The sequence below is a fragment of the Ruegeria sp. R8_1 genome (genome assembly GCF_017743815.1).
Taxonomy (GTDB): Bacteria; Pseudomonadota; Alphaproteobacteria; order Rhodobacterales; family Rhodobacteraceae; genus Ruegeria; species Ruegeria lacuscaerulensis_A.
On sequence record NZ_JAGHRL010000002.1, the window covers coordinates 193,207 to 212,819 of the forward strand.

Consider the following 19,613-nt stretch of genomic DNA (forward strand, 5'->3'; position numbering starts at 1 on the left):
CACCTGTTGTAAAGACAACGTTCCGACGGAGGACATCATGGCGACTGAACCCCTTGCCAAAGAAGTAGCTGGCACCTGCGTTGACTCTCATGGGTCGGCGATCGGCATGCCGCAGCTCTGCTTCGATTGGTTCCCCAACCAGATTTTCTGGCTGGTCATTACGCTGGTCGTCATCTTTCTGGTCCTGTCCCGCGTGGCTCTGCCCCGCATCGCGGCAATCCTGGCTGAACGTCAGGGGACCATTACAAATGACCTGGCTGCGGCCGAAGATCTGAAGGCCAAGGCGGTCGAGGCCGAAGAGGCCTATAACAAGGCGCTGGCCGATGCCCGTGCCGAAGCGCAGCGTATCGCTGCTGAGGCGCGCGCGGAAATTCAGTCTGGTCTGGATGACGCGATTGCCAAGGCGGATGCTGAAATCGCTGCAAAAGCGGCTGAATCGGAAAAGGCAATTGCCGAAATCCGTGCCGGTGCGCTGGAAAGCATTCAAGTGGTTGCCAAGGATACGGCAGCTGAACTGGTTACAGCACTGGGTGGTGAGGCGGATGCCAAAGCCATCGACGGTGCCGTAGACGCGCAGATGAAAGGATAAGTGACATGCGGAACACTCTTGCCCTTATCCTGACCCTCGGCGCTGCCAGCCCCGCGCTGGCCGCAAGTGGCCCGTTCTTCTCGCTTGGCAACACCGACTTTGTGGTCCTTTTGGGCTTCATCGTCTTCATCGCGGTTCTGTTCTACTTCAAGGTGCCCGGCATGATCGGTGGCGCGCTGGACAAGCGGGCGGAAGGCATCAAGTCCGAACTGGACGAAGCCCGCGCCCTGCATGAAGAAGCGCGCAGCCTGCTGGCCTCTTACGAGCGTAAGCAGCGCGAAGTGCAGTCTCAGGCGGACGCCATCGTGGCAGCGGCCAAGGACGACGCGGTACTGGCGGCGGAACAAGCCAAGGTCGATCTGGAGAAGTCCATTGCCCGTCGTTTGGCGGCAGCACAGGACCAGATCGCATCGGCGGAGGCTTCTGCCGTGAAAGAGGTGCGCGATCAGGCCATCACCGTTGCTGTTTCCGCAGCCAACGCGGTTCTGGCAAAGCAGATGACGGCTACGCAGGCCAACAAGCTGATCGACGCGTCCATCGCGGATGTAGGCGAAAAGCTGCACTGACGGCTGAATACAGTTTGAACCATGACCCGAAAGCTTGCTTTCGGGTCATGGCATTTTAGATACGCTCTCGCCTGATTTGCTGGAATTCTGATGAACATTCTCGGCGTCGTTCGAAATGGTGGAGAATCTCTGACCGCAACGCTCTTGCGTATTAAACAACTGCGGGCACAGCTAAACAGCAGTCGCGTGATTATCGCGACCAACGATAACTCCGACAATACCGACGACATCCTCAAGGACTATGCGGCTAAGACCGTGGGTGTCGATGTTCTGTTTCTGGATAGTATGATTGAAAGGGTCGAAGAACGAGTCGAACGTATTGCTGCGGCCAGAAATGCAGTTCTTGACCATCTTCTTGCCACCAATCCGGTCCATCCTTTGACACTGGTTCTCGATATGGACGGACCCAATACGCAGATGGAACCAAATCAGGTGCTGAACGCGGCGGCGCGTCAGGTGCCACAATGGGACGCTGTGTTTGCCAACTCATTGCCTGCATATTATGATCTTTACGCGTTGCGATGTGCAGGCTGGTGCGATCAAGACCCGTGGCGAGAGCTTACGGAGTTAACACGACCACGGATGTTACGCAGTGTCTGGTGGCGACGGATGCAGCGGAAAATCATCTATAATCGTCAATACTCAATACCGACCGACGCTCCTCTGATTGAGGTGGAGAGTGCTTTCGGCGGGTTGGGCTTGTATAAGACCGAAGCTTTGCGCGGTGCGACGTACCAGCCACGGGATGAGACCGGTCAAATCACCTGCGAGCATACGACTCTGCATCATTCGCTGCGTAGCGCGGGAAAACGTCTTTTTATTGACCCCGGTCTTATGACTTTGGCACAGACCGAGCATATGGGCCCCGGCAGCGGAAAGCGTATTCCAAAGAAGCTGTTGCAATGATCAGATTGTCAGAAATGATGCAGTCGCACAGAAACCCTTTTGCTGCACCAATGCTGCTTGGTCTTGGGTGGTAGGATTACGCATGACGAACATGCCCAAGATAAGTCTAGTTGTTCCAAACCTGAACTGCGCCGAATTTCTCGAGCAGACCATTACGTCAATTGTCAACCAGTCTTATCCCAATCTTGAGCTGATCTTGTCGGATGGGGGAAGCACAGACGGGTCGCTTGATATTGTCGAAAAATATCGCGGGGCATTCACACACATCATATCCGAGCCGGATACAGGGCAGGCCAACGCGGTCAACAAGGGGTTTGCTCTCGCCACTGGCGAGGTCATGGGGTGGATCAATTCCGATGATGTCCTAATGCCGGGTGGGCTCGGACTTGTTGGGTCTCTTTTTGCGCTAAAGTCAAAGTTGGACTGGGTGACCGGCAAGCTCACGACGATAGACGAGGCAGGACGTATCTTGGCCTCTCGACGCCCAAGACCAATTTCATATCAACGGTTTCTTGCGGGCGACTATCAGTGGGTGCAGCAGGAGTCGACATTTTGGCGACGCAGCCTTTGGGACAAAGCCGGAGGACAACTTGACGAGCGCCTGTCCTTGGCCGTGGATGGCGAACTTTGGCTGCGGTTTTCACGTTATGCCGAACTGATCCCCGTTCACGACAAGATCGGTGCGTTTCGGTTCCGCACGGGCCAACGTTCAGAAGCAATAGACGCCTATCATGCAGAAATGCTGGCTGTAATAGCCAACGAAAAGCAGAGTGCAGATAGCCCTGACGCCGTTACGAAATCCGTTCTGGCCGCGCCTACCAAGCTGCGGAGTTGGTCCGAAGCTGATAGCAGTTTTCCCGGACTGACCGATTGCGATCCAAAACCGATAAAGAACGTGAGTCTTTGGAAGCACAGGTTTGCACGAGTTATTCGCAAGCTGTGACTATTGCTGAAACTCAGGCGGTGCGGCGTACCAGGTCAGCGTGTTTCGTGATCCAGCCGTTGCCTTGCGATTTCTTCGTTCCGTAAGGCTTTTTGGTGATCCTGTGTGCATTGCTGAACGAAACTCAAGTGTCTTTGGACGGCTTCGCGGGCACCTTCTGGGTTACGCGCCTGTAGCGCGGTATTGATCGCTCGATGCTGGTCCAAGATGGCTTCTCGGGTTGTGCGCTGATTGAACATCATTTGGCGGTTGTAAAAGACGCCCTGTCGTAACAGATCGAACATCGACCGCATCATATGCAGCATCACGACGTTGTGGCTGGCCTCGATGATGGCCATGTGGAATTGGGCGTCCAGATTAGCCTCATCTTCCGGCGCATTGCGGGAATGGGCGGCCTCCATCTTTTCAAAGATCGTCTGGACGACTTTCAAGTCGCTTTCAGATCCCATTCTCGCTGCGCGCTCAGCTGCCAAGCCCTCCATATCCCGTCGGAATGAGAGATAATCGAAAACAGCCTCTTCATGGCTGCCGAACAATCGGATCAGAGCAGGGGAAAACGCCGAGCCCAAGACCTCGGCGACGTATATCCCCGAGCCTGCTTTGGCCGTCAGCAACCCTTGTTCTTGCAGTTCCGATATCGCATCCCGCAGCGACGGTCGCGACACGCCCAGCCGCTCGGCCAGTTCGCGCTCGGCAGGAAGTCGTTCGCCGGGGCGCAGGATACCCCGAAGGATCAGCAGTTCGATCTGTCGAACCACCGCGATCGATAGCTTTTCGGTCTGAATTTTTTGAAAGGGCATCGGGACACTTTTCCAGATTGGTCAAATCATATGACCACGGATTCAGGCCCGGTTCAAGAATGCCTAGAAAGGACATGACACTACTAGGTCAGCAATATTGACATTAATGCATTATCTATTACGCTGCCTCTAAACGGAGGAGCCTTATGTCAACGCCAGATTTGTTTGCGACCAGGACCTCACGGATGAAAGCCTCAGAGATTCGTGAATTGCTGAAGCTGCTGGATCAGCCGGGGATCATCTCATTTGCCGGGGGTATTCCCGACCCGGCTTTGTTTCCTGCCGATGCCTTTGCCAATGCGTTCCAATCGTGCCTTGGGGATGGGCCTCATGCGCTCCAATACTCGGTCAGCGAAGGATATCTTCCCCTTCGTGAATGGCTTGTCGGGCATATGCAGCAGATCGGAATCAAATGTTCCGTGGAAAACATCCTGATCACCTCGGGCTCGCAGCAAGCGCTGGATTATTTGGGTAAACTCTACCTGTCCCCCGGAGATACGGCTTTGGTTGGCTGGCCGACCTATCTGGGCGCAATCAACGCCTTCGACGCATATGAGCCCCGTTTTGATCGGTTGGACTTGAAGGCGAACCGCCGGGCGGCTGAATATGCAGCTGCATCAGGTGATGGAAAGGTTAAATTCGCTTATTTGTCCCCGGATTTCGCAAACCCGACGGGTGAAACTGTTGACGGCGCTGCACGTGAGACGCTGCTTGATCTGGCTGAAGACCTGAATATCGCAATGATCGAGGATGGCGCGTATCAGGCCTTGCGCTATGACGGTGAAGATATTCCGCCGATTCTTGCCTTGGAGCTTGCCCGAAAGGGAACGATCGAGGCGTGCCGGACAGTCTATTGCGGCAGTTTTTCGAAGACCCTGTCGCCCGGTTTGCGCGTGGGTTGGGTTGTTGCTTCGCGAGAGGTCATCTCGCAGTTGGTTTTGGTCAAACAGGCGGCCGATCTGCATTCGCCAACGATCAATCAGATGTCGATTAACGAAGTAGCACGTGCTTGTTTCGACACGCACATCTTGCGTGTGCGGGCAACGTATCGCAGGCGGCGCGATGCGATGCTGGACGCTTTGCGGCGGGAAATGCCCGAAGGGGTGCAATGGACCAAGCCCGAGGGCGGAATGTTCGTCTGGTTGACCCTGCCCCAAGGACATGACGGAGCCGATCTTTTGTCACGGTCGTTGGAAACGGTACAGCTGGCTTTTGTACCCGGGCGCGCATTTTTTCCTGATGGCTCGGGTCGGAATACAATCCGGTTGAGTTTTTCCAACTCGGACGAGGCCACGATACGAGAGGGTATAAAACGTCTGGGTCAAGTTCTGCGCCACTAGTGGAAAGGGTTTGTTAACCATTTCCCCTCAGCATAGAGAACATGATCCGATACTTCGCCCTGTTGGTCCTTGCTGCATGTTCGGCGGGCACGCCTCATTTCCGCGATGTGCCCGCGACGCGTGTGGCGGTGAATGGTAGCGTTTTTGATGTGCGCGTGCGCGATGATCTGGCGGAAGCAGTACGGGTGAACATGCAATACGCCCCGCGCCTCGGGCCGATCCGTGGTCGCGCTGCTCAGGCGATGGCTCAGGTTTCGGGGTGCCCAATTCTGGATGTGCTGGGCGATGCCGCTGTGACGGTTGGGGTGTTGGGTTGCGACCGAGAGGCGGGTGAGCGTTTGCTGCAGACTGCGGTGGCTATCCCGAACTACGAATGCGTGGATACGGGGATTTTCGACGATATCGGCGATGGCTACGGTTATCAGGTGTTCGAGTGTACTGCCTACTGACATACGCGAATTCCTGCGTATTTTGCCAAGATATTGTGGATAACTCGGGCTGATATCCCATATCCTGCGCAAGTTCGTTGACTCGACCCCAATCCGTTGCGCAGACTTCCAGCGTATAGGAATCACGGGACTCATTGCCTTTGCGTTTTAGCAAACTCAAACTCACCGGCTTCAAAAGCTTTGTCGATCCGACCGATCTGATTATCGCGGACGGGCTGACCGGTGTGGTGGGACCGAATGGTTGCGGCAAGTCCAACCTGTTAGAGGCGCTGCGCTGGGTGATGGGCGAAAACCGCCCCAAATCCATGCGCGGCGGCGCGATGGAAGATGTGATTTTCGCAGGGGCGGCCACGCGACCCGCGCGCAACTTTGCCGAGGTGGTCCTGACCATGGACAACTCGGAACGGCTGGCGCCGTCGGGATTCAACGATTCCGATCAGTTGGAGATCATCCGCCGCATTACCCGCGACGTGGGCAGCGCCTACAAGACCAACGGCAAGGATGTGCGGGCACGCGATGTGCAAATGCTATTCGCCGACGCCTCAACGGGCGCGCATTCGCCTGCGCTGGTGGGGCAGAACCGGATCGCCGAGCTGATCAACGCCAAACCCCGTGCCCGCCGTCGCATTCTGGAAGAGGCTGCGGGGATCTCGGGTCTCTATCAGCGGCGGCATGAGGCCGAGCTGAAACTCAAGGGCACTGAATCCAACCTGACCCGCGTTGACGACGTGTTGGAACAGCTGGGCACGCAGCTGGCGCAACTGGCGCGTCAGGCCCGTCAGGCGGCGCGCTATCGCGAGATTGGTGAGCTGTTACGGCAGGCCGAAGGGATGCTGTTGTACCGCCGCTGGAAAGAGGCTGACATGGCCCGCCAGCAGGCCGAGGACAAGCTGCGCGAACGCATCACCGAAGCCTCGCGCGCTGAGGCGGAGGCCCGCGCCGCCGCCGCAAAACGCGCCGAGATTGAGGAAACCCTGCCGCCCCTGCGCGAGGAAGAGGCCATCGCCGCCGCGGTGTTGCAGCGCCAGCAGGTGCAGCGCGATCAACTGGCCGACCAGGAAACCCGCGCCCGTCAGACCATCGAAACGCTCACCAATCGTATTCAGCAGTTGAGCAATGATATCGAGCGTGAAAGCGGTTTGAACCGTGACGCGGGTCAGATGATCGAACGGCTGGAATGGGAAGCGCGCGAGCTGGCCAAGGCCGCCGAGGGTCACGATGACAAGGTGGCCGAGGCGGCGGAAATCGCGCGTGAGGCAGCCTCGGTACTGCAGGATCGCGAGGATCACCTCTCGCAACAGACCGAGGATATGGCCCGTCTGGTCGCCCGTCACCAATCGGCGCAACGTTTGGTCGAGGACAGCCGCAAAACGCTGGCCCGGTCCGAAGGCGAAGAAGAAAAGGCGCGCGGTGCCGTGAATGAGGCGCGTGAGGCTCTGACCCGCGCGGCTGAGGCGTTCGAAGCCGCGCAGAAAGGCGAGGAAGAAGCCCGCGAGGCCGCCGAGGCCGCCGAAGAAGCGCTGGCCGCAGCTGATGAGCTACGCAGCGAAACGCAGGCGCGTGAGGCCGAGGCCCGCGCGCAGCGGTCCGAGGCCGAGGGAGAGTTGGGGGCCATCCGGGCCGAAACCTCCGCTTTGGCCAAGCTGGTTGAACGCGACACAGCCGAGGGCGGGCAAGTGCTGGATCTGCTGCGCGTTGCTCCGGGCTATGAAAAGGCGCTGGGTGCCGCGCTGGCGGATGATCTGCGCGCGCCTTTGGTCGAGGGCGACGGCCCTTCGGGTTGGGTGCAGGTCGCGGGCTATGACGCGGATCAGCCTTTGCCTGATGGGGTTGAGCCGTTGGCGCTGCATGTGTCGGGGCCGGATCGCCTCAGCCGCCGGATCGCGCAGATCGGGCTGGTTGACGGAGATCAGGGCGCGCGGCTGCAGGCGGCGTTGAAACCCGGTCAGCGGCTGGTGTCACGCTCGGGCGATCTGTGGCGCTGGGACGGGTTCCGCGCCTGGGCCGAGGACGCGCCCAGTGCGGCGGCGTTGCGGCTGGAGCAGTTGAACAAACTGGAAGCGTTGAAACAGGAACTAACCCGCACCGAGGCGCAGGCAGATGGTGCGCGTGCAGCGCATGACGCGCTGTCTCAGCAATTGGCCGACGTAACCGAGGCCGACCGCCGCGCGCGCGAGGCCCGACGTGCCGCCGATCAGCGTATGGCGGAAACCGCACGGGCGCTCAGTCGGGCCGAGGCGGATCGCAATCTGGCGCAGGGCAAGCTGGAAACCCTGACGCTGGCCGTGGATCGCCACAAGGAAGACGCCATGTCCGCCCGCGCCCAACTGCGCGAGGCCGAGGGCGCGCTGGCGGGTCTGGGCGATCTGGACAGCGCCCGCGCGCAGGTTGAGGACATCAAACAAACGGTCGAGGCTGCGCGGATCACCATGCTGACCCACCGTTCGACCCATGACGAATTGCGCCGCGAGGGCGAGGCACGGACCCGCCGCAGCCAGGAGGTCAAGAAAGACCTCAGCGGCTGGAAACACCGGTTGGAGACGGCGGAAAAGCGCATCTCGGAACTGGTCGAACGCAAGGAAAGTTCTGAGGAAGAGCTGTCCGAGGCGATGGCTGCCCCCGGCGAAATCGCAGAGGCGCGCGAGGAACTGAACGAGCTGATCGAAACCGCCGAAGCGCGCCGGGCAGAGGCTGCTGACAAGCTGGCTCAAGCCGAGGCTCAGCAGCGCGAATGGGTGATGGCCGAACGGGATGCGGAACGTCTGGCCTCGGAAGCGCGCGAAAGCCGGGCCGCCGCCGAGGCACGCTGTGATGCGGCCAAGGAAAGCGTGTCCGCCGCGGCGGAACGCATAGCCGAGGATCAGCAGCTGACCCCGAACCAGTTGCTCAACCAACTGGACGTGAACCCTGACCAGATGCCCGCCGCTGACGCGCTGGAGGCCGAAGTCAATCGCCACAAGCGTCAGCGCGACGCGATGGGTGCCGTGAACCTGCGCGCCGAAGAGGATGCGAAAGAGGTGCAGGAAGAGTTCGACACTCTGAACACCGAAAAGGCCGATCTGGAAGAGGCGATCAAAGCCCTGCGCAGCGGCATCGCCAGCCTCAACCGTGAGGGGCGCGAGCGGTTGCTGACCGCATTTGAACAGGTGAACTCGAACTTTGCCATGCTGTTCAAACACCTGTTCGGCGGCGGTGAGGCCAATCTGGTCATGGTTGAAAGCGACGATCCGCTGGATGCGGGGCTTGAGATTATGTGCCAGCCTCCGGGCAAGAAACTGTCGACGCTCAGCCTGTTGTCGGGCGGTGAGCAGACCCTGACAGCGACGGCGCTTATCTTTGGTGTGTTCCTCGCCAACCCCGCGCCGATCTGTGTGCTGGACGAGGTCGATGCGCCTCTGGACGATGCCAACGTAACGCGTTTCTGCGACCTGCTGGATGAGATGTGCCGCCAGACCGACACGCGGTTCCTGATCATCACTCACCACGCGGTGACGATGGCACGGATGGACCGGCTTTTCGGTGTGACCATGCAGGAACAGGGCGTTAGCCAGCTGGTTTCGGTCGACCTGAAAAAGGCCGAACAGATGGTCGCCTGACCTGTCACTGCAACGTTATGCCTGTTGCAGAGCAGTTCGGTCTAGACTGCCTTTATGACGCGCTTTTTGATCCTCGCCTTGCTGAGTGCTGGCCCCGCCCTTGCCGCCGAATGGCCCACCAAACCCGGAGACGTCCCCCTGTCGCCCGAGGAACTGGACGCTTTGGCCGGACGCACGCTGACTTTCTTTGATGACGGGGAGGCCAAATTCTCGGCTGGCGGTGCCTATTCCTACACCTACGCCAGCGGAGACGCCGCCTTTGGCACCTATTCCATCGTCGAGGACGGCAGCGTCTGCATCGCTTACCGCAACGGGTTCGGTCGCTGCGATCTGTACGTGCGCAGCGGCGACCGGCTGATCCTGATTGACGAAAAAGGGGATCGATATCCGGTGAGACCGGAGTGAACCGGATCGGGTGTGCCCCTGTTCACATGCCTTTCGGTCACGAAACAAGCGAACAAGACGTCCTTGGCGGATACTCGGCCTGAAGGAAATCCCATCATAGGTATCGGTTGACCCGAAGCGCAGGGACTTTTTCCAAGTCGTTAGTGCTTGTTGAACGAACCGCTGTCGGAGGCCCTGGTTTCCGCGCATTGCAGCTCCAAACCACGCCTTCAGCTGAGCATTATGCTTTTCAGCATAATTGGGTGGGTTTCAGGTGCGGATATGATGCGCGCTGTGTGTTGAATTGGCATTTCCCGCGCTGTTCTACTCAACAGGCTTTGCGAGAACTAACCGTTTTTCTTAACTGGTTATATCTTCGCGGTAGTAAATGTCGCGCCCGATATCAATACAAACAAAGTCATCCGGAACCGGAATCATCGCGCGTAGAAACGAATGTGGGTAAGCGAAGAAATTGAAGTGTGGGTTGAAAGTATACAGGTATTCTCGTTCGCGCGGAACGATGATAATCAGTCTCTTTCGCGTGATGCGACGTAGTTCGGCAATTGCTGCGCGGTAATCCAGAATATGTTCGATGACATGCGTGCAAACCACGTTGTCGAATTCACCATCCTCAAAAGGCAGTTCCTCGATGCGAGCTGAAATGCCTTCGATCCCTTCCAATGCGGCGGCATCATCTACAACGAAATCTACGCCAACCTTACGGGTCAGGCCGGGGCGACGCTCAGCCAGTCTGGTCAGTAGCGCACCGGTGCCACATCCGACATCGCAAATTGATCCTTCGACCAGTTCTTGTGCGATCTTGTTGATACACTTGTCAGAGCAGTCAGTCTCGTCATGAACCCTTGGATGTTCGCGGTAGAGTGCTTCGTACTCATCATTGGTCAGAAAAGGGGCGCGACTACGGAAATCGGCAAGCCGCGATATGTGCTTTCCCCAGGCTAATTCGGCCAGAATGCGGAACAAAGCGGAGTCTCGAACAAACGCGGGAAGGATGTCCTCGAGAACGAAGCGCAGTTTGTTGGTTGTTTCTCGTCGCATTGGGTTTCGGCTTGGGTTTGGTCAATTACCACATCCGTTATACGTCCGATCCGAAGTGGGTCCAGAGGCTGGCGATGTTCATGGGCAGAAGAGGAAGCGATCGAATGCATTTGCTGCGATTAGGCAACATTCTTCCGCAACGGCAGCCTGCTAGCGGCAAACGTCTTGCTGAACAGCATTGCCAGGCCCAACCTGCAACCGCATTTGGACACGGGACTTGTTGTTTTGAAAACTGTAGAACCCGAAAGGACTCTGCCTGCCAGCTTGCGAGTGGCGGTGATATTGCCGAGTTACAATGAAAGTGTGGCCATCGGTCCGACAGTGTCAGCATTTCAGGATGCTTTGCCAGATGCTACCATTTATGTCTTTGACAATAATTCTACTGACAACACAGCGCAGGTGGCCAGAGAAGCAGGCGCCGTTGTAGGGTTTGAAGCCAGTCCGGGGAAGGGTAGCGTTGTCCGCCGGATGTTGGCCGACATTGACGCGGACGTTTATGTCATGGCTGATGGCGATGCCACCTATGACGCGGCCAGCGCACCGGCCCTGATAGAGCGGCTCGTGTCTGGGAATTTTGACATGATCACCGGAAATCGGAGCAGTACAGAGCAAGCGGCCTACCGTCCAGGACATCGGTTCGGAAATCGAGTTTTAACAGGTTTGGTTGAATGGTTATTCAAATGTAAGGTCGGAGATCTGCTTTCAGGATACCGCGTGTTCAGTCGCCGCTTTGCAAAAACTTTTCCTGCTCATTCCCGTGGTTTCGACATCGAAACCGAATTAACGGTTTTTGCGTTGCAACTCAGGCTTCCGATTGATGAGATGGACACTCCCTATCGTGCTCGCATGGAGGGTTCGAACTCCAAACTATCCTCTGTTGCCGACGGTTTTAGGATTCTGCGAATGATTGGGCTGATGCTGAAGGAAGAAAAGCCTATGCAGTTCTTTTCAGTGATCGCAGCGTGTGCATTTCTGCCGTCTCTGGTGGTTTTTGCCTCGGTCTTCCGGGAGTTTCTGGAGACTGGCCTTGTCGAACGAATTCCGTCACTGTTTACGGCGCTTTCAGGTTTCGTGATCGCAGTTTTGTCCTTTGTTTGCGCTGTGCTTCTTGACACTGTTGCGCGGGGGCGGAGGGAAGCGCGACGCATTGCTTACCTTAGCTATCCGCCACCTTGGAATTCTTCTGCCTCGACGTGGTCGGACGTTACCGAAACAAGATCAGACGCGGGGCAATGAAATTGAACGCCAATGCTGAAATGGCGGCAGGTGTCAGGGGGAATTCTGGAAATAATAATTTAGTATCAATTTGTTGAGCCGTCATCCTGTAAGCGGAAAAACTGATGGCAAGGCCAAATGACATTGACCTAGGTGATAGCGCGTCAAACACCGCCTACCCTTGTGCGATGATCCGAACAGGTGAGGATATGCACGAAAAACAAAAAGCAACTGACGCCTCAGGTGTAATCGCATTTGTAGTGTTTTTTTCACTCGTTGCGGTGCGGCAGATATTGCGCGCGCCCGAAGCGACAGAGTTGTTGCTGGATCTCGACAACGATGCCGCCATGCGTCTTGTCATAGTGCGCGATTTTTTGGCAGGGCAGGGATGGTTTGATTTGGTGCAATACCGTCTTGGCGTTGATGGCGGTACGCTTATGCATTGGTCGCGTTTGGTCGACTTGCCGATTGCCGGATTGATTTTACTTTTCGAAGTTTTTTTTGATCGCGCTTATGCCGAGTACCTCGCTTTGCTCATTTGGCCACTTGTCACGCTTGCGGCGGCTATGTTGGTATCCGCAAAGATCATGTTTGCTTTGGCTGGTGGTTCCGCGCTTTTTTACACTGCCGTTTTGTTCAGTATCATCATCGGCTTCGACGGAAGGTTCCAGCCGGGAAGTATCGACCACCACAACGTCCAGATGGTTCTATTGCTGACTGCCCTTCTGGCAATGGTTTCACCATTTGGAAGTATCAGGCGTTTGATTGCCGGCGGCTTTGCGATTTCGGTCAGCCTAGCCGTTGGCATCGAAAACCTTCCTCTGCTAGCCGTGATGTGTTTTTGCATTGCCGGTGCTTGGGTCTACCATGGTAGATCCCGACAAAGGCAGGTCATGTACATATGTGCGGGAATTGGCTTGGGCATGTGCGTGATTTTCCTGCTGTCAGCTCCTGCCGCGGCTTATGCGGGCGGGTTTTGTGATGCATTGTCGCGCGACCTTGCAGCCCCTGTCATTCTGAGCAGCGGTACTCTCTACATTCTTGCCTTAAAAACACCCGAACGTGCATGGCAAAGGGTGTTGCGTCTTGCTTTTGCCTTTGCAGCTGTAGGGTTGGTGTCAATCGCGTTTTTTCCAGCGTGCACACAAAACCCATTGGATGGGCTTGACCCAGACCTAAAAGTATTTTGGCTGGACCATGTCTCTGAAACAGGCGGCCTGCTCGATATTATCAACGGTGTCGCTGGGTATAACGACGTCTATATCGTGTATTACGTCGCAGGGGTCTTTGGTCTGCTGGCTAGTCTATTCCAGATCAAGGCGGATCGGGCTAGGCGCACAGAGTGGATATCATTTTCTATCCTGCTCGGTGTAGCCTTGGCGATTACTGTGTATCAGATTCGTGGTTCTCTTGGCCTGTTGGTACTTTCGGTGTTCCCGTTGGTGAAATGTGTTACCCAAGCGCGTTGTGTCTTACGACGCCGTTTTGGCGAATTTTCTCTTGTATTGATATGGATTCCTTTGCTTGCGATCTTGCCCGGGGTTTGGGGGTACGGTTTTTCGGTTTATGTCCGACTTTTCCCGACCACTGACTATGCGTCAGTACCTGAATACGGTGGGAACGTTGCTTTGGGTGAATGCTGGACGCAGGAATCGGTCGCTGCACTAGCCGGATTGCCGAAAGGTACGGTCGCGGTCAGTTGGGACTTTGGAACCAACGTTCTGGTCAACACACCCCATAGGGTTTTGGCGGCACCATATCATCGAAACGGTTTGGGAATACTGGCACAAACCCGACTTTCGATTGCCAAGGATGCGGAAACAGCCAAAGAAATAATTGAAGAACATGGCGTGACCTACGTTGTGACATGTGGCCATGACTCGGTATTGTTAGGGCTGTCTCGAATTGGGTATTCGGGCTTCAGCCTGGATTTAAAATCGGGAAGTATCCCAGACTTTCTGGAGCTGATCCGAATGCCGGAAACTTCTACGATGACTGTCTATCGCGTACGCTAGCACTGCCCGATGGTCGTTTTCAAACTCCCAGAACTGCTTCGATCTTGTCCAAAGTTGCTGTGCTGACAGCTACGCCATTTGCCTGCGCCGTGGCGCGGTTGGCGGCTCGGCCGTCACCTGGAAGGTGAGCGCCGTCCTGGGATCGGATCGCGTCAACCAATTCGCCAAGACCAGAGGCAAATGCGCCTTGCGACGTGGCTGCTGGGTCAATGGCAATGAAAAACTGCCCGGTTTTGGGTGGTCCTCCAGCAGTACCTGAAAACGGAGATGCGTTAAGGCCAAGAGTGGCACCCGTAAGCGCTGCAGCCAAAACTTCGGTCAATAGGGCGACGCCCACACCCTTGTAACCTCCGGACGGTGCCATCGACCCTTTCAATCCAACCGCAGGGTCTGTTGTTGGATTGCCGTCTGCGTCCAGCGCCCAGCCCACCGGGATCGGTTTGCCTTCTCGGGCGTGTTTCATGACTTCGCTTTTCGCAATGGTGCTGGCGCTTTGATCGATCACCAGCGAAGGTTGCCCGTTCGTGCCCGGAGCCGCGATCGAGAACGGATTAGTCCCGACCACAGGTTTTGATCCCCCGGACGGAGCGATCGAGGCTGGCGCGTTGGTGAATCCCAACCCGACCAGACCAGCCTGTGCAATCCGGAAGGTGTGATACCCCAGAACACCGCAATTGTAGCTGTTGCGAATGGCGAGCGCTGCTATTCCCTGTTCGCGGGCGGCAGGCAGCAGCGCCTCGAACCCCAAATCAATTGCGGGATGCGCAAATCCCGTGGCGGCGTCCACGTTCACAACACCTGAACGTGGGTGTGACAGCACCGGTTGGGCGGCACCGTCGACTTTCCCGCATTGAACATGCTCGCAGTAGATCGGGATGTAGGCAAGCCCGTGGCTGGAGACGCCGTCTGCTTCGGTTGCAGCAGTTGCAACCGCCAAGGGGCGCGCATTTGCTTCGGTCGTACCAGCGGCAACGAGGGCGCGAAAAGCCAGATCTTCGATTTCGGTCAGGGTCAGAGTGCGGGTTTCCATCGTGTCGCTTTCATCAATCGTTGTCAGACAGACCCGCTCCGGCCCCGCGCAGGCGGGAATCCTCGGTTGCGGGTGCATAGGTGAAGTGGGCAAGGCGATTCAGCTCGGACCAGTCTGCAGGGTCGGGCGTGGCACGTGTGCACTGAGGATGGGTTTGGATCATTATCCCGCCCCGCTTTATTGTGATCTGGCTTGCCTGTTCGGGGGGCGAAAAGGCCGTGGTGAGGGCAAACCCATCGGTCACAAACTGTGCCTTATCCATTGTCACGGAAACGGGGGTATCCAAAAACCGCGCCACGTTGGCTGCGAAAGGCAAAAGTAAAACCGGGAAGACAATGTCCTGCAACGTGATGTCTTCTTTGCGCAACTCAGCAGCTTGGTCCGAAAGTTGTGCTCCGGCGGCAATAGGGCAGTCTGCAGCGGGTAAATTTGGTTGCGCGCTTTGTAGTTTTGCCAGTTTTGCTAGCGTCCCGATCCCGTCCATACCCTGAGCACAAAGCCAGCGAGTAGCCTTGGCGGCCTCTTCTGCGTGACCCCAGCTATGTCCGACACCGCGCATTGCCCGTTTGGCAGTGGCTTCGACCTCGTTCAGTGACAGGTTCATTGTAGCGCCTCGGGGTAAACCCAAAGATCTGCGTTTTCGGTATTCAGTTCGTCCGGGTAGGGCGCGCCAGAATACATGCAGATGCGAACCCACCGGTCCGAGCGCGGGTCGAACTGCGTTGCTCCAAAGAATGATAGTTTTGCCCTTAGCATGTCGATGGGCAACACGTTTGCACTGATTGTGTTGTCGCGGATTTCTCCGTACGGGGCGACGCGACCGATCTGCGCGCGTCTTATGGTGTGGCGATGTTCCGGATGGCGCAGGAGAAATGCGGCGATCTTGTCTGTGTCCGCCCACCCCTCAAGGGCGCGATAAGCAGCGGCCGCATCCCGTGCAGGGGCCAGAGGTTGTTCGTACTCCGCGATTGGTTCTTCGAAACGTTCGCCAAGGCGGGGTTCCAGCTTTTCTTCGGACACGTACCACGCGCGGGCGCAGTTGGCTTGTGCCTGCCAGTCAAGATCAAGCGCCCAGTCAAAACTCTGCCGGATCAGCGCGCGAACCTGTGCGACGCTCATACTGCCGTCGATCATCTGCGCGCCTGCGTTGCTGTCGGCCATGCAATCGACCAGACCGTCGACCAAATCGCCATATGGTTCCAGAAGCAGCGAAGCCAGCAATTCTTGCCCCTCTTCACTCAGATGATCTTCGGACCAGCGGATCAGGGCGTCCCATGGATGGTGTTCGGTCAGGTCGCGCTGGGCCAGCTCGGCGGTGAGTGTGTCCAGATCAGTTCTGAGCGCGGCCAGCTTGTCGATTTGAACCGGATGATCCGAGCGCCACCACGACACCGACAGCTTGCTGCGTTCGAAAATCGCGCGGAACTGTGCGATGCGGTCAGGTGTGGCTTGCGGCACGGACCGCACCCGCGCGATGGCCTCTTCGCGCACCATGATCCAGTTGTTGAACAGAACGGGGTGATTAATGATGAACGGCGCCATTCCCAGACCGGTCGAATTGCCGATGCCCAGCCACTGCGCAATCGTCGGGTCCAGACTGGCTGTTTGATCGCCCCCTTTGGCCTGCGCCATGTGCTGCACCAGATCGCGCACGAAGGTGCGGGTCAGGTAGACCGACAGCATCTCGGTCTGGAAAGGGGCGCTTAATTCCGGGCGGTCGGCGGTTACCTCACGATCAGCCGCCCCGAATTTGCCCGATCCATAGACGGCAGTGGTACGCATCAGGTAGCCCACCTGATTGATCTGCTCTGGGTCCGGTTGTTTGCCTGCTGCCAGCGCGTCGACCACATGCGCCCAAAGCCGGACCGAACGGTTGGCGCGAGACAGCGACAACTCGCTTTCACTGATCCGCCCGGCCTCTTGCAAGGGGACGTTTTGGGACAGGCGGTCAATGTCTTCGGCCGTGGGGATGCCATCGAACAGGGTAAAGGTGGCGTCCCAAGCCTCGGCTATCACGCGGTCAGAGCGTTGCTCGGGCGGCAGATCATGGGCGAAAGCCACCAGTGAATAAGCGCGTTCAGGGCCATGCGCGGTATAGACCGCATGACCCACCCCGTTCGTGTCGATGTCAAAAACGGGCCGGGAAAAACGCCAGTTCTCGCTGGCCATCCGCCGGGTCAATTGCCGCATGAAACTAAGGCGACATTGGTGCAGCGACCCCAACCGCGACAGTCGCATGACCTGCGCGGGGGCTCGGCGTGCAATATCGCGCTGCAGATTGGTCATGCGCGTGGTCCGAAGTTTTCAGCAAAGAAACGATACCAGTTGCCGCCCATGATACCTGAAACCTCATCTTCGTTCATACCCACGGAACGTAGTCCGGATTCGATATTCCCAAAATCGCGGTTATCCTGAAACCAGCTGGGCATGGGTGGAAATCCGGGGGCCGAGGCCGAGCCTTCGCCATAATCGATTTCTTTCGTCCAGCGGCCCACGCGCATCCACTCGACCACGCTGTCGGGTTGGTCCTGACACAGGTCAGTGCCTATCCCCAGATGTTGGACGCCGTATTTGTCGGCGGTGCGGGCGATCATCTCGCAGAAGCTATCCAGCGTGCAGGCTGATTTGTCTTTCAGATGATGCGGATAGACCGAAAAGCCGAGCATCCCGCCATGGTCCGTCACCGCGCGGATCACCGCATCGCGCTTGTTGCGCAGTGCAGGCGACCAGTCGTGCGGATTGGCGTGAGTGATGGCGATGGGACGCTCGGACAGTTCAGCGGCCTCAATCGTGGATCGGTCAGCCGAGTGACTCATATCCACGACAAGGCCCACGCGGTTCATCTCTTTGATCACCTGCTTGCCCATGCGGGTAATGCCGGTGTCTTCGGCCTCATAGCAGCCGGTGGCCAGAAGGGATTGGTTGTTATAGGTCAACTGCATGAACCGGGCGCCCAGATCGTGCAGGATTTCGACCAGACCGATATCGTCTTCGATGGGCGAGGGGTTCTGAAAGCCGAAGAACACCGCCGTCCGCCCGGTTTCGCGCGCCCGGTCAATATCGCTGGCCCATCGACCCTTCATGATCAGGTCGGGGAATTGCTCGAACCAGCGGTTCCACTTTTCAAAGTTCAGGACGGTTTCGCGGAAGTTCTCATGATAAGAGATGGTGACATGGATCGCATCCACGCCACCTTCGCGCAGTTGCCGGAAAATCTTTTCCGACCAGTTGGCATATTGCAGCCCGTCGATGAGCATCAGACCGGCGTCCCGGCGCTGATGTACGCGGTTTTGACGGTGGTGTAGAACTCAGCTGCCGCCTTACCCTGCTCGCGCGGGCCGTAAGAGCTGTCGCCGCGTCCGCCGAAGGGTACGTGATAGTCGGTGCCGGCGGTCGGTAGGTTCACGGTGACCACGCCAGTGCGCGCGTTGCGGCGGAAATGGGTGGCGCGGGCGAGGCTTTGGGTCACGATGCCCGAAGTCAGGCCGAAATTGGTGTCGTTGACGACGCTCAGCGCCTCATCATAGCTGTCGACTTTGATGACGCTGGTCAGCGGCGCGAACATTTCTTCGCGGTTGATTCGCATGTCGTTGGTGGTGTTCAGGAACACACCCGGCGACATGTAGAAGCCTTCATGAGGCATCTCCAGCCGCGCGCCGCCACAGGCCAGCTCGGCGCCCTCAGATTTGCCCAGATCGACATAGGCGAGGTTTTCCTGCAATTGCTGCTCGCTGACAACCGGCCCCATCTGGGTGCCGTCTTCCAGCGCGTGACCGACTTTCATCGCTTGCGCACCTGCGACCAGTTTCTCGACGAACGCATCATGGATACCCGCATGAACAACCAGCCGCGACGAGGCGGTGCATTTCTGCCCGGTGCCGCCAAACGCGCCACCCAGCGCCAGCGTCACCGCCAGATCAAGATCGGCATCATCCATGACGGCCAGCGCGTTCTTGGACCCCATCTCCATCTGTATCTTGGTCAGGTTCTGGATGGCCGCTGCCGCAATCCCTTTGCCCACCGGCACCGACCCGGTGAATGAAATCGCGTTCACCTTGGGGCTTTCCACCAGACGCTGCCCGATGCTGCGCCCCGATCCCATCACCAGGCTGAACAGGCCCTTGGGGATATCCTGCCGTTCAATGATCTCGGTTAAAGCTACAGCCGATGCAGGGGTGATGTTCGCAGGTTTCCACACCACCGCGTTGCCGTAGCACAGCGCCGGTGCGATTTTCCATGAGGCGGTCGCGGTGGGAAAGTTCCATGGGCTGATGATGGCGACGACGCCCACGGGTTCGCGCCGTACGTCAATCTCAACGCCGGGGCGGACAGAGTCGGCATTCTCACCGATCTGACGCAGACACTCGGCTGCGTAATAGGTAAAGAACTGTCCTGCGCGATAAACCTCTCCTTTACCTTCGGCCAGCGGTTTGCCTTCCTCGCGCGACAGCAGCGTGCCCAACTCCTCGGCGCGGGCCATCAGCTCGTTGCCGATGGCGTTAAGAACAGCTTGCTTGCGTTCAGGCAGATACGCCGCCCACTCAGCCTGCGCAATGCGCGCCTGCTCTAGCGTTGCGTCCAACTGGTCCACACTGGCTTGGGCGAACATGCCGACAAGATCGCTCAGATCCGACGGGTTGCGGTTTTCGATTTCAGAGTCACCAGCCAGCCATTCGCCAGCGATCAAGTTCAGTTTGGTCACGATGCGCCCCAGAGAAAAA

General features: G+C 57.6%; 17 protein-coding genes. 10 read left to right on the top strand and 7 right to left on the bottom strand.

The window, feature by feature from the left end; translation table 11 throughout:
* The first annotated feature begins 37 nt into the window (after positions 1-37).
* The 4 genes from J7380_RS05095 (at position 38) to J7380_RS05110 (ending at position 3,004) form a co-directional block, all read left to right on the top strand.
* Positions 38-589: a F0F1 ATP synthase subunit B' gene (locus J7380_RS05095; protein WP_170755016.1), complete on the top strand. Its 552-nt coding sequence runs from the start codon at positions 38-40 to the stop codon at positions 587-589.
* Between the two features lie 5 nt (positions 590-594).
* Complete coding sequence (locus tag J7380_RS05100) at positions 595-1,155, top strand: F0F1 ATP synthase subunit B (protein WP_209194776.1); 561 nt, start codon at positions 595-597, stop codon at positions 1,153-1,155.
* 90 nt (positions 1,156-1,245) lie between these two features.
* Complete coding sequence (locus tag J7380_RS05105; RefSeq protein WP_209194777.1) at positions 1,246-2,061, top strand: hypothetical protein; 816 nt, start codon at positions 1,246-1,248, stop codon at positions 2,059-2,061.
* Between the two features lie 82 nt (positions 2,062-2,143).
* Positions 2,144-3,004, top strand: a complete 861-nt coding sequence (locus J7380_RS05110) for a glycosyltransferase family 2 protein (protein WP_209194778.1) — start codon at positions 2,144-2,146, stop codon at positions 3,002-3,004.
* A 35-nt stretch (positions 3,005-3,039) separates the two neighbouring features.
* Here the strand turns inward: J7380_RS05110 and J7380_RS05115 are convergent, their stop codons facing one another.
* Positions 3,040-3,804, bottom strand: a complete 765-nt coding sequence (locus J7380_RS05115; RefSeq protein ID WP_209194779.1) for an FCD domain-containing protein — start codon at positions 3,802-3,804, stop codon at positions 3,040-3,042.
* A 146-nt stretch (positions 3,805-3,950) separates the two neighbouring features.
* Here J7380_RS05115 and J7380_RS05120 point away from each other — a divergent pair, with 146 nt between their 5' ends.
* From J7380_RS05120 to J7380_RS05135, 4 genes are all read left to right on the top strand, one after another.
* On the top strand, positions 3,951-5,144 hold the full coding sequence (locus J7380_RS05120) for a PLP-dependent aminotransferase family protein (RefSeq protein ID WP_209194780.1): 1,194 nt from the start codon (positions 3,951-3,953) through the stop codon (positions 5,142-5,144).
* Positions 5,145-5,185: 41 nt separating this feature from the next.
* Positions 5,186-5,593, top strand: a complete 408-nt coding sequence (locus J7380_RS05125) for a hypothetical protein (protein ID WP_209194781.1) — start codon at positions 5,186-5,188, stop codon at positions 5,591-5,593.
* 140 nt (positions 5,594-5,733) lie between these two features.
* A complete protein-coding gene (locus J7380_RS05130) occupies positions 5,734-9,189 on the top strand; it encodes an AAA family ATPase (RefSeq protein ID WP_209194782.1) in 3,456 nt (1,151 codons plus the stop codon).
* A 54-nt stretch (positions 9,190-9,243) separates the two neighbouring features.
* The gene (locus tag J7380_RS05135; protein ID WP_209194783.1) at positions 9,244-9,594 is read left to right on the top strand and encodes a hypothetical protein; all 351 of its coding nucleotides are present in this window, start codon (positions 9,244-9,246) and stop codon (positions 9,592-9,594) included.
* Positions 9,595-9,933: 339 nt separating this feature from the next.
* Here J7380_RS05135 and J7380_RS05140 read toward each other — a convergent pair whose 3' ends face one another.
* On the bottom strand, positions 9,934-10,557 hold the full coding sequence (locus tag J7380_RS05140; RefSeq protein ID WP_209194784.1) for a class I SAM-dependent methyltransferase: 624 nt from the start codon (positions 10,555-10,557) through the stop codon (positions 9,934-9,936).
* A 240-nt stretch (positions 10,558-10,797) separates the two neighbouring features.
* On the opposite strand from J7380_RS05140, the gene J7380_RS05145 reads away from it, so the two are divergent.
* Complete coding sequence (locus tag J7380_RS05145) at positions 10,798-11,868, top strand: glycosyltransferase (protein WP_247742416.1); 1,071 nt, start codon at positions 10,798-10,800, stop codon at positions 11,866-11,868.
* 104 nt (positions 11,869-11,972) lie between these two features.
* On the top strand, positions 11,973-13,862 hold the full coding sequence (locus tag J7380_RS05150) for a hypothetical protein (protein WP_209194785.1): 1,890 nt from the start codon (positions 11,973-11,975) through the stop codon (positions 13,860-13,862).
* A 19-nt stretch (positions 13,863-13,881) separates the two neighbouring features.
* Here J7380_RS05150 and J7380_RS05155 read toward each other — a convergent pair whose 3' ends face one another.
* The 5 genes from J7380_RS05155 to J7380_RS05175 are packed head-to-tail and all read right to left on the bottom strand — an operon-like array spanning position 13,882 to position 19,594.
* On the bottom strand, positions 13,882-14,892 hold the full coding sequence (locus tag J7380_RS05155; protein WP_209194786.1) for an Ldh family oxidoreductase: 1,011 nt from the start codon (positions 14,890-14,892) through the stop codon (positions 13,882-13,884).
* 13 nt (positions 14,893-14,905) lie between these two features.
* Complete coding sequence (locus tag J7380_RS05160; RefSeq protein WP_209194787.1) at positions 14,906-15,496, bottom strand: DUF3726 domain-containing protein; 591 nt, start codon at positions 15,494-15,496, stop codon at positions 14,906-14,908.
* On the bottom strand, positions 15,493-17,178 hold the full coding sequence (locus tag J7380_RS05165; protein ID WP_209194788.1) for a hypothetical protein: 1,686 nt from the start codon (positions 17,176-17,178) through the stop codon (positions 15,493-15,495). The genes J7380_RS05160 and J7380_RS05165 overlap by 4 nt, the downstream gene beginning before the upstream one ends.
* Positions 17,175-18,149, bottom strand: coding sequence for a membrane dipeptidase (locus J7380_RS05170; RefSeq protein ID WP_209194789.1), 975 nt, complete (start codon positions 18,147-18,149; stop codon positions 17,175-17,177). The genes J7380_RS05165 and J7380_RS05170 overlap by 4 nt, the downstream gene beginning before the upstream one ends.
* Positions 18,149-19,594 carry an aldehyde dehydrogenase family protein gene (locus J7380_RS05175; protein ID WP_209194790.1) on the bottom strand — a complete coding sequence of 482 codons (1,446 nt, stop codon included), beginning with the start codon at positions 19,592-19,594 and terminating at the stop codon, positions 18,149-18,151. The genes J7380_RS05170 and J7380_RS05175 overlap by 1 nt, the downstream gene beginning before the upstream one ends.
* Between the last annotated feature and the right edge of the window lie 19 nt (positions 19,595-19,613).

Bases quoted from the DNA above. Each gene is read 5' to 3' on its own strand.
- J7380_RS05125 (WP_209194781.1), top strand. From the start codon at position 5,186: ATGATCCGATACTTCGCCCTGTTGGTCCTTGCTGCATGTTCGGCGGGC.
- J7380_RS05165 (WP_209194788.1), bottom strand. From the start codon at position 17,178: ATGACCAATCTGCAGCGCGATATTGCACGCCGAGCCCCCGCGCAGGTC.
- J7380_RS05120 (WP_209194780.1), top strand. From the start codon at position 3,951: ATGTCAACGCCAGATTTGTTTGCGACCAGGACCTCACGGATGAAAGCC.
- J7380_RS05095 (WP_170755016.1), top strand. From the start codon at position 38: ATGGCGACTGAACCCCTTGCCAAAGAAGTAGCTGGCACCTGCGTTGAC.
- J7380_RS05115 (WP_209194779.1), bottom strand. From the start codon at position 3,804: ATGCCCTTTCAAAAAATTCAGACCGAAAAGCTATCGATCGCGGTGGTT.
- J7380_RS05135 (WP_209194783.1), top strand. From the start codon at position 9,244: ATGACGCGCTTTTTGATCCTCGCCTTGCTGAGTGCTGGCCCCGCCCTT.
- J7380_RS05100 (WP_209194776.1), top strand. From the start codon at position 595: ATGCGGAACACTCTTGCCCTTATCCTGACCCTCGGCGCTGCCAGCCCC.
- J7380_RS05150 (WP_209194785.1), top strand. From the start codon at position 11,973: ATGGCAAGGCCAAATGACATTGACCTAGGTGATAGCGCGTCAAACACC.
- J7380_RS05105 (WP_209194777.1), top strand. From the start codon at position 1,246: ATGAACATTCTCGGCGTCGTTCGAAATGGTGGAGAATCTCTGACCGCA.
- J7380_RS05170 (WP_209194789.1), bottom strand. From the start codon at position 18,149: ATGCTCATCGACGGGCTGCAATATGCCAACTGGTCGGAAAAGATTTTC.
- J7380_RS05160 (WP_209194787.1), bottom strand. From the start codon at position 15,496: ATGAACCTGTCACTGAACGAGGTCGAAGCCACTGCCAAACGGGCAATG.
- J7380_RS05155 (WP_209194786.1), bottom strand. From the start codon at position 14,892: ATGGAAACCCGCACTCTGACCCTGACCGAAATCGAAGATCTGGCTTTT.
- J7380_RS05110 (WP_209194778.1), top strand. From the start codon at position 2,144: ATGACGAACATGCCCAAGATAAGTCTAGTTGTTCCAAACCTGAACTGC.